The sequence below is a fragment of the Sebaldella sp. S0638 genome (assembly GCF_024158605.1).
GTDB lineage: Bacteria > Fusobacteriota > Fusobacteriia > Fusobacteriales > Leptotrichiaceae > Sebaldella.
Genome location: NZ_JAMZGM010000086.1, coordinates 1 through 14,948 on the forward strand (window position 1 = coordinate 1; position 14,948 = coordinate 14,948).

Below are 14,948 nucleotides of genomic sequence, written 5' to 3' on the forward strand. Positions count from 1 at the left end.
TTATCTCCTAAAGAATATTTGAAAAAAATTTCATAATAGACAAGATAAATGTGTCCACATTATTGACATAAGTACAAGGTTCATATTCAGACAGACTAACATAAATAAAAAAATTATAGGAGGAAAGAAATGCAAAAATTAAAATTTTTTATAAACGGTGAATGGAGAGAATCAAAAACTGACAAGTATTATGACATATACAATCCAAGTACAGGAGAAGTAATAGCGCAGACTCCGTGCTGCACAAAGGAAGAAGTGGAAGAAGCCGTTCAGGCAGCCAAAGAAGCATTTGAATCATGGGCAGCAATTCCTGTAATGAAAAGAGTGCAGGTTTTATACAAATTCAGAGATTTGCTGGATCAGAGAATGGACGAACTGACAGAGATTCTGTGTAAAGAACATGGTAAAAACTGGGCAGAAGGACAGGGAGACTTATTAAAGGTAAAAGAACCTGTGGAACTCGCATGCAGTGCTCCTCTGTTAATGATGGGAGAGTCTTTGATGAATACTTCTACAGGATATGATACGGTACTTTACAGAGAACCTCTTGGTGTATTTGCCGGTATAGCGCCGTTTAATTTTCCGGGGATGATACCTATGGGATGGATGGTTCCTTTATGTATAGCCACAGGAAATACAATGGTACTAAAAGCATCAAGTACAACTCCTATGACAAGCTATAAGCTTGCTGAGCTTCTTGTAGAGGCAGGACTGCCAAAAGGAGTATTAAATATAGTAACAAGTTCAAGAAATGAAGCAGAAATTCTGTTGTCACACCCTGATGTAAAGGGAATTTCATTTGTAGGATCTACATCTGTAGGGCTTCATGTATATTCTACAGGAGCTGCACACGGAAAAAGAGTACAGGCATTATGTGAAGCGAAAAACCATGCATTAGTGCTGGAAGACTGCGTACTTGAGAGATCTGTAAGAGGAATTATAAACTCTGCATTTGGATGTGCCGGAGAAAGATGTATGGCTCTTCCTACAATATGCGTACAGGAAAGTATAGCGGATAAATTTGTGGCAAAATTAATAGAAGTGGCAAAGGAATTGAAAATAGGACCTGCATATGATAAAACAACTGATCTCGGACCTGTAGTCACAGCAGATCACAGAAAATATGTAGAAGGATGGATACAAAAAGGTATAGACGAAGGAGCAAAGCTTGTTCTTGACGGAAGAGGAGTAACTGTACCGGGATATGAAAACGGATTCTATATGGGGCCTACAATTTTTGACTATGTAACAGAGGAGATGGAAGTAGGACAAAAAGAAATATTTGGCCCGGTATTATGTATAAAGAGAGTAAAAGACTTTGAAGAAGGAATAACAATGATGAATGCAAATGAATTTGCCAACGGATCTGTTATTTATACAAGCAACGGATATTACGGACGTGAATTTGCAAGACGTACTGACGGAGGAATGGTAGGGATAAACGTAGGAGTGCCGGTACCGGTAGGATTGTTTCCATTTAACGGACACAAGCGTTCTTTCTTTGGAGACCTTCATACACTTGGAAAAGACGGGGTAAAATTCTTTACTGAAGCCAAAGTAGTAACAAGCACATGGTTTACAGAGGAGGATAATAAAGCAAAAGTAGACACATGGGATGGTTCGGTAGTAAAATAAGGAGTCGGAAAATTCCTTTTGGTACCTTTGATATCATTAAGAAAACTTTTTGATAATCGTTAAAATTCTTAGTATTGGAGGAGAAATGAAATATATAAAATTAACTACTGCACAGGCACTGGTAAGATTTTTGGATAATCAGTATGTAAGTTTTGACGGGCATGAGGAAAAATTCATAGAAGGAGTCTTTACCATATTCGGTCATGGAAATGTACTGGGAATAGGACAGGCACTGGAAGAAAATCCCGGAGACCTGAAAGTTCATCAGGGAAGAAATGAGCAGGGAATGGCATTGGCAGCGGTAGCATTTGCGAAACAGAAAAACAGAAAGAAAATATATGCCTGTACTACATCTGTAGGACCGGGAGCTGCAAATATGGTTACGGCAGCAGGTACGGCAACTGCAAATAATATTCCGGTACTTTTGCTTCCGGGAGATACATTTGCCACAAGACAGCCTGATCCTGTATTACAGCAGGTAGAGCAGACTTATAACCTGTCTGTGACTACAAATGATGCATTCAGAGCAGTGACAAAGTACTGGGACAGAGTGACAAGACCCGAACAGCTTATGTCAGCAATGATAAATGCAATGAGAGTGCTCACTGATATAGGGAATACAGGAGCTGTATGTGTAGCAATGCCTCAGGATGTACAGGGGGAAGTTTTTGACTTTCCTGAGAGTTTCCTTGCGAAAAGAGTGCATGTAATAGACAGAAGAATCGGAACACCTACAGAATTTAAAAATGCAGCAGAATTAATAAAAAGAAAGAAAAAGCCTGTTATAATATGCGGCGGAGGAGTAAGATACTCTGAAGCAGGTGAAGAACTGAAAAAATTCGCAAAAGATTTTAATATACCAATAGGTGAAACACAGGCAGGGAAAAGCAGCATAGAAAATGATTTTGAGCTGAACATGGGCGGAATCGGGGTTACCGGGAATCTCGCGGCAAATACAATTGCAGCAAAAGCTGATCTGGTAATAGGTATAGGAACCAGATTTACCGACTTTACTTCAGGGTCAAAGGCTTTATTCCAAAATGAAAATGTGGAATTTCTTACGATAAATGCTTCGGATTTTCATGCTGAAAAGATGGATGCGGTAAAAATAGTAGGAGATGCAAAAGTGTGTCTTGAGGAATTAAATAAACAGCTTTCAAAAGACGGGTATAAAAGTGCCTATAGCAGTGAACCTGAAAGAGCAAAAGCCGACTGGCAGAGTGAGCTTTCGAGACTTCGCGGAATAAAATTCACTAAAACAGGATTTAAGGCCGAAGTACCTGATCAGATAGAAGAAAGTCTCAATGAAATTTTTGAGCTGTACGGCGGAGCTCTTACACAGACAGAAGTGCTTGGTGTAATAAATGATTTTCTAAAGAAAGATTATGTAGTAGTAGGATCATCGGGAAGTCTTCCGGGAGACCTGCAAAGAGTATGGGAAACAAATGAAAAATACAGCTACCATATGGAATATGGATATTCATGTATGGGATATGAAATAAACGGTGCTCTTGGTGTAAAAATGGCTGATCCTTCAAAAGAAGTTTATGCAATGGTAGGAGACGGAAGTTATCTGATGCTTCATTCGGAACTGGTGACTTCTATTCAGGAAAATAAAAAGATAAATGTACTTTTATTTGATAACTGTGGTTTCGGATGTATTAATAACCTGCAGATGGGGAATGGAATGGGAAGTTTTGAGACTGAATTCAGAAACAGGGAAAGTAAAAAACTTATTCCTATAGATTACGCAAAAGCTGCTTCGGGATATGGAGTAAAAACTTATTCTGTAAGAACTCTGGAAGAATTGAGAAATGCTCTGGAAGATGCAAAAAAACAGGAGATTTCTACTTTGATAGATATAAAGGTGCTTCCAAAAACAATGACAAACGGATATGAATCATGGTGGCATGTAGGAGTAGCCGGTGTGTCGGAAAAAGATTCCATCAAAAAAGCTTTTGAAGAAAAAGAAGATGGTTTGAAAAAAGCGAGAAAATATTAAAAATAAAGGAGAGATCTTAATGTTAAAAATAGGAATTATAGGTGCTGGAAGAATCGGTCAGGTTCATGCAGAGAGTATTACAAAATATGTAAAAGAAGCAGAAGTAAAGTCAATAGCTGATGTGTACCTTAATGATCAGGTAAAAGAATGGGCAGCAAATATGGGGATTACAGAAGTATACAATGATTATAAAAAAATACTGGAAGATAAAGAGATCGATGCTGTATTAATCTGTTCTTCTACAGATACACACTCTCCTATATCTATAGAAGCTATAAATGCAGGAAAGCATGTATTTTGTGAAAAGCCAATAGATCATGATGTAGAAAGAATAAAAAATGTAATAAAAGCGCTGGAAAGCTCAAAAGTAAAATATCAGGTAGGGTTTAACAGAAGATTTGACCATAATTTCAGAGCTGTGAAAGAAGCAGTGGCAGCTGGAAAAATAGGTCAGCCTCATATTCTTAAAATAACTTCAAGAGATCCTATGCCGCCTGCAGTAGAGTATATAAAAGTATCGGGCGGGATGTTCCTTGATATGACAATACATGATTTCGACATGGTAAGATATCTTCTTGACAGTGAAGTAGAAGAAGTATATGCACAGGGAGCAGTTCTTGTGGATAAAAGAATAGGTGAAGAGGGAGATATAGATACTGCAATTATAACAATGAAAATGGAAAACGGAGCACTTGCAGTAATTGATAACTCAAGACAGGCTGCTTACGGATATGATCAGAGAGCGGAAGTTTTCGGATCAAAGGGTCAGGTAGCGGCGTATAATGATACTACTTCAACAGCGGAATTATCAAATGCTGACGGAGTAACTAAGGAAAAACCTCTGTTTTTCTTCCTTGAAAGATATATGCAGGCATATGCACAGGAAATAAGAGAATTCATAGAAGCAATCACTCAGGATAAAGAAGTGCCTGTAGGAGCAGTAGATGGACTAAAGCCTGTACTTATAGGTCTTGCAGCAAAGAAATCAATAGAAGAAAACAGACCTGTAAAAATATCTGAAATAAGTTTTTAACTGCCTGAACTATAAGAATTTCATAGTTACGGCACTAAATATAAATAATACCCGGGTACTGACTTATATACCTCTTAAAATAACAGTATCCGGGATATCTTAAAAATTCGGGAGGAAAGTATGTTAAGTGGAAAAGTAAAATTAGCTATTGCACCTATAGCATGGACAAATGACGATATGCCTGATTTGGGAAGTGAAAATACATTTGAGCAATGTGTAAGCGAAATGGCATTAGCTGGATTTACAGGGACAGAAGTGGGAAATAAGTATCCCAGAGATACAGCAGTGCTGAAAAAAGCTTTGGAACTAAGAGGGCTGAATGTAGCCAGTGCATGGTTTAGTGCATTTCTTACTACTAAGCCTTATGAAGAAACTAAGACTGAGTTCATAAAACACAGAGATTTTCTTCATGCAATGGGAGCAAAAGTAATAGTTGTTTCTGAACAGGGTCACAGTGTACAGGGGCAGATAGATACTCCGGTATTTGATAAAAAACCTGTATTTACTGATGAAGAGTGGACAAAACTAGCAGAAGGGCTGAATAAGCTTGGTGAGTTAGCTAAAGAAAAAGGTATGAAAATAGTATATCACCACCATATGGGAACAGGAGTACAGACAGAGGAAGAAGTGGATAAACTTATGAATATGACAGATGAAAATCTGGTATATCTGCTGTATGATTCAGGACATCTTAAGTTTTCCGGGGAAGATACAATCTCTGTATTAAAAAAATATATAAACAGAATAAAGCATGTACACTTAAAAGATATAAGACCAGAAGTAGTAGAAAAAGTAAAAAATGAAAAGTGGAGCTTTTTGAAAGCGGTAAGAGAAGGGGCGTTCACAGTTCCGGGAGACGGCTGTATCGACTTTGAACCGATTTTCAAAATACTTGATGATAATAATTATGAAGGATGGTTTGTAGTAGAAGCCGAGCAGGATCCTGCCAAGGCAAATCCTCTGGAATATGCAATAAAAGCAAGAAAATACATTAAGGAAAAAGCCGGAATATAGGCAAAGAATAAGAAAGTATAAATGATAAAAAACTAGGACAGGTGGAGAAAACTCATGGTTATGAAGAAAAGATTTAGATTAGCGGTTTTAGTCATACTCCTTTTAATAATTCAGACTAATATATTTGGAGATGAAAAGATGTTGGAAGAATTCAAGATAGCATTTATATCAGACGCTCATTTTCATGATGTATATGCTGATTTTGAAGATGAATCATTTGACGGACTGAAAAATAGCATTACCGGGAAAAATGCAAAGATAAGAACAATGGAAGCAGAATTGACTTCCACGAGACTTTTTAATGAGAATTACTATGCATTAACCGCTGCTTTGGATAATGTGGCAGAACAAAAAATAAAGTATGTGGGACTTGCTGGAGATTTCAGCGATGACGGGCAGATTGTCCACATCAGGGGACTGAAAAAGATACTAGACTCATATACGGATAAATACGGCATACAGTTTTTCGCAGTTATGGGAAATCATGATCCGGTGAAACCGGTGGATAATCCCAACGGAAAAAGTGATTTTCTCGGAAAAGGCGGAATGGAGCAGAGGATTTTCAGCAAGGGTGCCAAAGAATGTGTCGGTTACAGCGGGGATAAAGCGCTGATTGATACAGGCAGCGGTAATCCCACAGTGTGTACACAGGAGATTTTGGAATTAGGATATGAAAAAATAGCAGGAGAAATGGGGAAGTACGGTTTTATGCCGCAAAAAGAGTATTTATACTGGGCAACTCCATACAGCAGCTATAATTATGATACCTATACATATGAAAAAGCACTGGCAGAATCACCAATGGCAAAAAGAAAATATGAGGAATGCCTTGAGGGAACAGGCGGAAAATATAAAAAAAACTCATATACAAACTGTTTTATGGTAGGAGACCCTACTTATCTTGTGGAACCTGTAAAGGGAATATGGATACTTGCAATAGATGCAAATGTATATCTTCCTGTAAAGGATGCGGATATGAAAAATCCCGGCAATCCTTCGAATTTTGAGGGATCGGGAAATGCAGGGTATAACAAAATGATTACACATAAAGCAGAAACTGTGGAATGGATCGCAGAAGTAGTGAAAAATGCCGAGAAAGAAGGAAAGACACTAATTACATTCAGTCATTTTCCTATGATAGATTTTTATGATAATAATCAAAAAGATCTGGAAGAAATTTTCGGAAAAAATAAACTTGATTTGAGAAGACTGCCCACAGAGGAAACAACAGAAAAAATGGCACAGACAGGAGTAAGATTCAATGTGGCAGGGCATCTTCACTTTAATGATACAGGGGTAAGAAAGTATGGAAACGGGGATTTTCTGGTAAATATACAGGTTCCGTCTCTTGCGGCTTATGTGCCGGGATATAAGATACTTACAATGAAAGGGAAGAATCTTCTTGAGGTAGAAACTGTAGAAATAAAAGATGTGCCGAGATTTGACGAGTTATTCGAGCATTACAGGGAAGAACATAAGTATCTTTCTGAAAATAAACCGGAAAAGAACTGGGACATAAGAGTGCTTGATTCCAAAAATTACGGGGAATTCACAGACTGGCATCTCATAGAGCTGACAAGAAAAAGATTTCTGCCGCAGCAGTGGCCGGAGGATCTGAGAAAAATACTAGACACAATGAACGGTAAAGATATACTGACTTATTCAGAGCTTGACAGTATTATTTCTGTGAAGGATCTGGAGATGATAAAGTCCGGGAATACATCTGATGTTGATAAAAATACGCTGAAATTATGGAAAGACGCAGAGAAAAAAGCTCAAAGCGATGCTAAAAAAAGCGGGCTTAATGTCAAAAATTTTGAAAAGTGGAACGGGTTTGATCTTGCTGTAGATTTTTACAGATTTATGAATGCCGATGAACTGGCATTAAAAAAAGTAAGCAGGGATAGGATAAAAGAATACTCGCTGATTTATCATAATCTGGAAAAGAAGAACAGTACCGATGTGACTGATGATACAGTTAATTATTATTATACCAGACTGTTCAGAGTTATGTATAACTTTACAAATGATACACCAAGTGACAGATTTATAGTGGATTTTAATAAAAAAGAGATTACTGATTTGAGTAAAAATACAAACAGAATGAAATAAGAGGGAAGGCAGCAGGTGGAAGATATAATTATTTAGAGATCTGATAAAGAACAAACTAAATTAGATAATTATATGCATAATAAAACTTAATAATATGTACTGTGGAATATACTGATAAAGTTTTTACAGTACAGTACCAGTTTACACGCTATTTAATTAAAATAATAATTGAAAAATACTCCGGACATAATTGGCACTCTGACTTGTGAATACAGGAAAGGGGACAAGTGTTTTGGCATCGGCAGCTGTACGCTGCAGCCAAAACGTTGATATACAAAATGAAGTATAGTTAATTTTGCTTGGAGTTTTTAATATTTTGGGAGGTAACAAGGTATGAAAAAGTTTAGAAATTATGTAATAATGGGATTAGTGTCAATGCTATCTATTTTCTTAATTAGTTGTTCGCAGAAAGGGGATACGGGAGCTGGGGGGACAACTGACAGTGGACAGAAAAAAATAAAGGTGGGAGTATCAATAGCCAATTTTGATGATACTTTCCTTACTTATATGATGGACGGTATGAAAAAAGCGGCTGAAAAAGAAGGCGATATAGACTTGGAATTCGTTGATGCAAAAGAAGATATCGCAAAACAGATGAATCAGGTGGAAAACTTCGTAACTCAGGGAAAAGATGTAATAATAGTCGTACCGGTAGATACAAGTGCAGCAGATCCTATGACTAATGCAGCTGTAACTAACGGTACAAAGATTGTATATGTAAACAGAAATCCGGGAAATCTTCCTGACGGTGCTTTTTATGTAGGATCAGAAGAGAAAAAAGCCGGAGTAATGCAGATGGAATATCTGGCAGAAAAAATGGGCGGAAAAGGTAATATAGTTATTCTTATGGGAAAACTGGATAATGAGGGTACTATAAAAAGAACTGAAGGTGTAGAAGAAATAGTTAAGAAATATCCTGATATAAAAATTCTGGATAAACAAACAGGTTTATGGCAGAGAACTGACGGAATGGCTAAAACTGAAAACTGGCTGAACAAATATGGAAATGAGATTACTGCGATAGTGTCTAATAATGATGATATGGCTCTTGGAGCAGTTCAGGCATTAAAAGATTCAGGTAAAAAAGGTATATTTGTAATAGGTGTGGATGCAACACCAGACGGACTTGCCGCGCTTGAAGCAGGTGATATCACTGCGACTGTGTTCCAGGATGCTGACGGACAGGGCGGAGGAGCAGTAGAAGTAGCGAAAAAAGCGGCTAAAGGTGAAACAGTAGTAAAGGAAACTTGGGTTCCATTCAAATTGGTGACTCCTGAAAATATAAATGAATTCAAAAAGTAACTTTTGTTAAATTTCCGGCTGTCTTTGCAAAAGAAGACAGCCGGGGAAAAATCATTTATTATTGTTAGGAGGGATTTTGAATTGGAAGAGAGAAGAATACTGGAAATGCGTGGTATCAGCAAGGAATTTCCGGGAGTAAAAGCTTTGGATAATGTGGAACTTACACTGCACAGAGGAAGAGTGTGTGCTTTGATGGGAGAAAACGGAGCGGGAAAGTCGACTTTGATGAAAGTGCTTCTTGGTATTTATACTCCCAACAGCGGAAAGATAACTTTCAGAGGTGAGGAAGTAGTAATAAAAAATCCTCATGAAGCTTTGAATATGGGGATTTCTATGATACATCAGGAGCTGAATCCTGTAATAGACAGAAGTATAATGGAGAATATATGGCTTGGACGTGAACCTTTGAGAGGAAAAGTGGGGCTTGTAGATCATAAGAAGATGTACAGCGATACCGAAAAGCTCTTGCAGGAACTGGAACTGGATTTAGACCCTAAAGAAAAAATGAGAAACCTCACTGTGGCACAGATGCAGATGGTGGAAATCGTAAAAGCTGTTTCTTATAATTCGGAAATAGTAATAATGGATGAACCGACTTCTTCGCTTACTTCTAAGGAAGTGGAGCATCTTTTCAGAATAATAGAAAAATTAAAGGAACAAAATAAAGCAATAGTGTATATTTCACATAAAATGGATGAAATATACAGAATATCTGATGATATAACTATTTTTAGAGACGGAAAATATATAGGGACATATGAGGCAAAGGATGTAAGCAGAGAACAGCTTATAAATCTTATGGTAGGAAGAGAAATAAAAGACATGTTTCCGAAAACAGAATGTACTATTGGAGATGTAAAAGTAAAGGTAGAAAATCTTTCAGCGGGAAATGTCTTTGAAAATATAAATTTTGAAGTAAAAAAAGGTGAGATACTAGGCTTTGCAGGACTTGTGGGCTCTGGAAGAACAGAGGTAATGGAGACTCTTTTTGGAGTGCGGAGAAAAAGCGGCGGAAAAGTAACAATAGATAATAAAGAAGTAGAAATAAATACTCCAAATGACGGAATAAAGAACAAAATAGCAATGCTTACCGAGGACAGAAGAGATACAGGGATTTTTCCCATGCTTTCGGTAAAGGATAATATTGTTATTTCCAATATGGATTTATACTTACGCGGAATATTACTGAATAATAAAAAAATACAAAAAGACTGTGAAAAATATAAGAATGAAATAAGAATAAAAACTCCGAGCATAACAGAACAGATAAAAAACCTGAGCGGGGGAAACCAGCAGAAAGTCCTTATAGCAAGATGGCTTCTTACAGAGCCGGAAATACTTATACTGGACGAACCGACAAGAGGTATAGACGTAGGTGCAAAATCAGAGATTCATTCGCTTATATCTACTCTGGCAGGTCAGGGAAAATCAATAATACTGATATCGTCAGAACTTCCTGAGATTCTTGGAATGAGTGACAGAATAGTAGTTATGCACGAAGGGAAGATAACAGGTATTTTAAACAGGGGAGAAGCTACCCAGGAACTTATTATGAAGTATGCGACTGGAAATGTTCCGGCATAAAGGAGGAAATTATGGAAGATATGATTAAATACGAAAAAAAAGCAACTAATATAGATTTTAAAAAATTAATGTCGAGGTATGGGATATATTTGATCCTGTTATTTATGATAGTGGTAATAAGTATGATGAGGCCGGTATTTTTGAGTCAGAAGAATCTTTTGAATGTGGTGAGACAGGTCTCTGTAATTGGTCTGATTTCACTGGGAGTCACTCTGGCGATAATAGCTAAGGGTATAGATCTTTCATCAGGGTCTGTACTTGCACTTGCAGGGGTTATCGCTGCGAGTCTTGCACAGACAGTAGGATGGGCTCAGAAAATGTATCCTGGTCTGGGTGCAGTTCCTGTAATTGTCCCTATAATTGCCGCTTTGGCAGTGGGAAGTCTTTGCGGTCTGATAAACGGCGGTCTTATAGCAACCACAGGGATCCCGCCTTTTATAGCAACACTGGGAATGATGGTGGCAGCAAGAGGAGCGGCTCTTCTGTATACAGACGGAAGACCGGTAAGTTCGCTTACACCTTCATATCAGTTTATAGGTCAGGGATATGTCTTGGGGATTCCGGTTCCCGTACTTATATACCTTGTTATGATAGGGATTACATGGGTAATGCTTAATTATACCAGATTTGGAAAAAACGTATATGCAATAGGCGGTAACATAAACGCAGCAGAAGTATCAGGGGTAAAAGTAAAGAAAAATATAATAATGATATATCTGTATGCAGGATTGCTGGCAGGGTTAGCCGGATTGGTTCTTACTGCAAGGGTAAATACAGGACAGCCCGGAATGGGTGTTTCATACGAACTTGATGCTATAGCAGCCACTACAATAGGAGGAACAAGTCATTCAGGAGGTATAGGTACAATAGGCGGGGCCTTTGCAGGGGCTTTGATACTCGGAGTTCTAAATAACGGGCTTGATCTTTTGGGAGTCTCGGCATACTGGCAGCAAATAATCAAAGGTGCAATAATAGTCGGGGCAGTTGTTATAGATATGAGAAAACACGCTAAGAAAGCATAGCAGGAGGTATATATGGAGAAAGTAAAAATAGGTGTGATCGGTCTGGGGAGACTAGGTTACAAACATGCTGAAAATCTGGCTTTCAAAATTCCGAATGCTGAGCTTACTGCTGTGTGTGCAATGGAGGAAGACAGACTGGAACAGGTGAAAAAAGACTGGGGAGTACCATATACATATAAAAACTTTGATGACATGATAAAGAATAATGAACTGGATGCAGTCCTTATAGCATCGCCTTCGGGACTTCATACAGACCAGATATCAAAAGCTCTCGCAGCGGGTCTGCATGTATTTTCTGAAAAACCTCTCGGTACAACAGTGGAGGAGTGTAAGGAAGCAGAAAAAGCAGTGGAGAAATACCAAGATAAAGTATTTATGCTCGGATTTATGAGAAGATATGACGCTTCATATAAATATGCAAAAGAAAAGATAGACAGCGGGGAAATAGGCGTACCTATATTGTTTAGAGCTTACAGCCAGGATCCTGAAAGATTTATAGAAGGTGCCATTGCTTATGCAGGACACAGCGGCGGTCAGTTTATAGATATGTCTGTACATGATATTGATCTGGCAAGATGGTATCTCGGGGCAGAACCCGAGGAAGTCTATGCTATAGGAGGGTGCTATGCCCATCCTGAGTTTGCACAGTATAAAGACGGAGATAATGTATCTGCCCTTATGAAATTCAAGAATGGTGCAATGGCATTTTTATTCGCAGGAAGGACAGCACCTCACGGTTATAATGTGGAAACCGAAATTATAGGAACAAAAGGAATCCTGAGAATAGGAAGTGTTCCGCAGAAAAATATGGTAGAAATACTTGATAACAGCGGTGTGAGAAAGGAATGTTCACAGGACTTTCTTGAAAGATTCGAGGAATCTTATCTGAATGAAGTAAATGAGTTTATAAACTGTATCATTGAGAAAAGAAAACCAGGTGTTACGGTATATGACGGAACTAAAACCACAGAAATAGCATATAAATGTAAAGAAGCTTTTGAAAGTGGTGAATTAACAAAAATATAGCGGAATGCAGCTTCTGTATTCTGGAAAATACCAGAAGTTTCGCATAATTTCTATATTTGCAGTATTCTATCCTTTGATAGCCGGAAAACGGCGAACAGGAAGGTACTTTATAAAGTATCTTCCTGTTTTTATGCATATGGAATAATATATAAACTGTAAGTATTTTAAAATTTATAATTCTAATTTAAATATTAGATTAAATTTTTAATATTATTATGATATTAAAACAATGGGAAATTATATATGTAAAAATAAAAAAAAATAAAAGTAAGAATTGCTTTGGATTAATAAATAAAAGGTGTTTTTTAAAAAAATGAAATTGGACGAGTGTAAAGTATTTTTCAAAAATACTGAAAAAACTGTGTTTCTAAAGAATTAAATCTTTACTTTTAAAATCAGATGTGCTAGAATAAAGTAAGATTTGGCTTCTACAATATATTCAAAAGAAGGCTTGTGTAAGGCCTTTTTTTGTTTTATAAAAAAATATTGTTTAAAAGACTACTAAATATAAGAAAATTATACTATATAATTTTAATGTTTTTAATTAAAATCAATGAAATCAATGCTTTTATTATATTTGTTATTGCTTTAAATTAAAAAAGTTGCCATTTCGTCGCCAAGTTAAAAAAATGGCGACGTTTTTTATTTTAGAATTTTCTCAAAAATATTTACAGTATTTTCAGACATTTTTTTAGTAGCATGTGAGTATACATCAAGAGTAATACTTGTATTTTTATGCCCGATCCTTTTTGAAATGTCCACAATATTAGCGCCAGCCTCAAGTAAAAGTGTAACATGGGTATGTCTTAACATATGAAAATTAAATTTGAAGTTCAATCCTTTTTTGGGTAAATCATGCCAACAAAATTTTGAAATAGTTACTGGTGGAATAGGTCTCCCATTATTAAAACAACATACAAAATCGAATTCTTTATAATAGTACTCTCCATATTCTTTTTTCAAATCAGATTGCCTATTTTTCTCATTTATTAAAACATTTTTTAGTGTATCGCCAATTGAGATTTCACGGTATGAACTTTTACTCTTTGGAGTAGAAAGTTCTATAATTCCTTTATGATAAATTAGATTATGCTTAATATATATTACATTATTATCAAGAGATACGTTTTCCCATGTAAGAGCACAAATTTCTGATTCTCTCATACCAGTATGTAAGGCTATGTAAAAAGCTATTTTATAATGTTTCTGTTTAAATAAAGATAAAATAAAGTCGAATTCCTCAAGAGTAATAGTTTCTATTTTTTTAACTCTTTCATTTTTCTTTGGAATAGTAATGTTTTGCAAAGGGTTATTTTTAATGTATTCACAAGGATGAACAGCATATTTCAATGCAGTTTTAAAAACAACTTTAAAGTTTTTGAGAGAGTTAGCTGAGAGCCCTTTTTTAGATTTTTCATTTATATATTTCTGAATAATATTAGGGCTTAAATTTTTTAATTTAAAGTGTCCTAAATCTTTCTTAAGCTGTTTGATGATATTGGAATAACTTAACTTTGTGTGATGTTTGCAGTTGAGTTCAACGTAATTTCTATACCATTCATCTAAGAAATCACTTAAATTAATTTCACCATTTTTTATAGTTCGCCCATTTTCAAGTTCTAGTTTGGCTTTATGATATGCCTCTTGTGCTTCTTTTTTTGTAAAGAAACCTCTTTCTTGCAATCTTCTTCTTTTACCATCGACTTTACCTAATTCAATAACAAAACCCCAACGAACCCCCTTCTTAGTGTCAAATTTCCTTATCATTTTTTTACTCCGAGCTCTTTTATATTATCTAAATTTGATAAGTCTTTGTTTTCATTATCAAGTATAAATTTATCCACTGCCGAGCGTCTAATTCTTGTATGCCCTATTTTAAGTGCTGGAATCATACCAGCTTTTATTAGGTCATATACCTTTACTTTACTACATTTAAGTACTCTTGAAGTTTCTTCCACGGTTAATAATTCCTCATTCATTTTATTCCCTCCAATAATTCCGGATTTTCATATTTATTACCTATGATGACAAAGTTTTTATGTTCAGGATTATATTTTTTTACAAATTCAATTGTAGATTTATTATTGTATTCATCATCTTCAAATGAAAATTCATAAGAAATTCTAGGACAAAGTCGAAAACCACTGAATACTGAATCTGAAAATATTTCTCCAATACGAAAACCATCATCAGTATCATAAAAGAGGATATCTCCTTC

At 36.3% G+C, this 14,948-nt stretch carries 12 protein-coding genes; 9 read left to right on the forward strand and 3 right to left on the reverse strand.

Translation table 11 applies throughout. The annotated features are described in order from the left end of the window. The first annotated feature begins 129 nt into the window (after positions 1 to 129). The 9 genes from NK213_RS16715 (at position 130) to iolG (NK213_RS16755) (ending at position 12,730) form a co-directional block, all read left to right on the forward strand. Entirely contained in the window at positions 130 to 1,635 is a 1,506-nt protein-coding gene (locus NK213_RS16715) for a CoA-acylating methylmalonate-semialdehyde dehydrogenase (RefSeq protein WP_253351256.1), read from the forward strand. Positions 1,636 to 1,720: 85 nt separating this feature from the next. After that, complete coding sequence (iolD, locus tag NK213_RS16720; RefSeq protein ID WP_253351257.1) at positions 1,721 to 3,637, forward strand: 3D-(3,5/4)-trihydroxycyclohexane-1,2-dione acylhydrolase (decyclizing); 1,917 nt, start codon at positions 1,721 to 1,723, stop codon at positions 3,635 to 3,637. Positions 3,638 to 3,656: 19 nt separating this feature from the next. Then, the gene (iolG, locus tag NK213_RS16725) at positions 3,657 to 4,670 is read left to right on the forward strand and encodes an inositol 2-dehydrogenase (protein WP_253351258.1); all 1,014 of its coding nucleotides are present in this window, start codon (positions 3,657 to 3,659) and stop codon (positions 4,668 to 4,670) included. A gap of 120 nt (positions 4,671 to 4,790) precedes the next feature. Beyond that, positions 4,791 to 5,684 (forward strand): myo-inosose-2 dehydratase, encoded by an 894-nt coding sequence (gene iolE, locus NK213_RS16730; RefSeq protein WP_253351259.1) that lies wholly within the window; start codon positions 4,791 to 4,793, stop codon positions 5,682 to 5,684. A gap of 54 nt (positions 5,685 to 5,738) precedes the next feature. After that, entirely contained in the window at positions 5,739 to 7,796 is a 2,058-nt protein-coding gene (locus tag NK213_RS16735; protein ID WP_253351260.1) for a metallophosphoesterase, read from the forward strand. A gap of 333 nt (positions 7,797 to 8,129) precedes the next feature. Further along, a complete protein-coding gene (locus NK213_RS16740) occupies positions 8,130 to 9,098 on the forward strand; it encodes a sugar ABC transporter substrate-binding protein (RefSeq protein WP_253351261.1) in 969 nt (322 codons plus the stop codon). A gap of 105 nt (positions 9,099 to 9,203) precedes the next feature. Next, complete coding sequence (locus NK213_RS16745; RefSeq protein ID WP_371926457.1) at positions 9,204 to 10,682, forward strand: sugar ABC transporter ATP-binding protein; 1,479 nt, start codon at positions 9,204 to 9,206, stop codon at positions 10,680 to 10,682. Between the two features lie 11 nt (positions 10,683 to 10,693). Beyond that, positions 10,694 to 11,704, forward strand: a complete 1,011-nt coding sequence (locus NK213_RS16750; RefSeq protein WP_253351263.1) for an ABC transporter permease — start codon at positions 10,694 to 10,696, stop codon at positions 11,702 to 11,704. A gap of 12 nt (positions 11,705 to 11,716) precedes the next feature. Next, on the forward strand, positions 11,717 to 12,730 hold the full coding sequence (gene iolG / locus NK213_RS16755) for an inositol 2-dehydrogenase (RefSeq protein WP_253351264.1): 1,014 nt from the start codon (positions 11,717 to 11,719) through the stop codon (positions 12,728 to 12,730). Positions 12,731 to 13,372: 642 nt separating this feature from the next. Here iolG (NK213_RS16755) and NK213_RS16760 read toward each other — a convergent pair. The 3 genes from NK213_RS16760 to NK213_RS16770 all read right to left on the reverse strand — a co-directional run. Further along, positions 13,373 to 14,497 carry a tyrosine-type recombinase/integrase gene (locus NK213_RS16760; protein WP_253351265.1) on the reverse strand — a complete coding sequence of 375 codons (1,125 nt, stop codon included), beginning with the start codon at positions 14,495 to 14,497 and terminating at the stop codon, positions 13,373 to 13,375. Further along, entirely contained in the window at positions 14,494 to 14,709 is a 216-nt protein-coding gene (locus NK213_RS16765; protein WP_253351266.1) for a helix-turn-helix domain-containing protein, read from the reverse strand. Before NK213_RS16765 ends, NK213_RS16760 begins: the two co-directional genes overlap by 4 nt. Continuing rightward, on the reverse strand, positions 14,706 to 14,948 hold a 243-nt coding region (locus tag NK213_RS16770; protein ID WP_253351267.1), incomplete at its 5' end, for a YopX family protein. The genes NK213_RS16770 and NK213_RS16765, both read right to left, overlap by 4 nt.

Coding starts and splice junctions, on each gene's coding strand:
- NK213_RS16715 (WP_253351256.1), top strand. CDS start 130: ATGCAAAAATTAAAATTTTTTATAAACGGTGAATGGAGAGAATCAAAA.
- iolD (WP_253351257.1), top strand. CDS start 1,721: ATGAAATATATAAAATTAACTACTGCACAGGCACTGGTAAGATTTTTG.
- iolG (WP_253351258.1), top strand. CDS start 3,657: ATGTTAAAAATAGGAATTATAGGTGCTGGAAGAATCGGTCAGGTTCAT.
- iolE (WP_253351259.1), top strand. CDS start 4,791: ATGTTAAGTGGAAAAGTAAAATTAGCTATTGCACCTATAGCATGGACA.
- NK213_RS16735 (WP_253351260.1), top strand. CDS start 5,739: ATGGTTATGAAGAAAAGATTTAGATTAGCGGTTTTAGTCATACTCCTT.
- NK213_RS16740 (WP_253351261.1), top strand. CDS start 8,130: ATGAAAAAGTTTAGAAATTATGTAATAATGGGATTAGTGTCAATGCTA.
- NK213_RS16745 (WP_371926457.1), top strand. CDS start 9,204: ATGCGTGGTATCAGCAAGGAATTTCCGGGAGTAAAAGCTTTGGATAAT.
- NK213_RS16750 (WP_253351263.1), top strand. CDS start 10,694: ATGGAAGATATGATTAAATACGAAAAAAAAGCAACTAATATAGATTTT.
- iolG (WP_253351264.1), top strand. CDS start 11,717: ATGGAGAAAGTAAAAATAGGTGTGATCGGTCTGGGGAGACTAGGTTAC.
- NK213_RS16760 (WP_253351265.1), bottom strand. CDS start 14,497: ATGATAAGGAAATTTGACACTAAGAAGGGGGTTCGTTGGGGTTTTGTT.
- NK213_RS16765 (WP_253351266.1), bottom strand. CDS start 14,709: ATGAATGAGGAATTATTAACCGTGGAAGAAACTTCAAGAGTACTTAAA.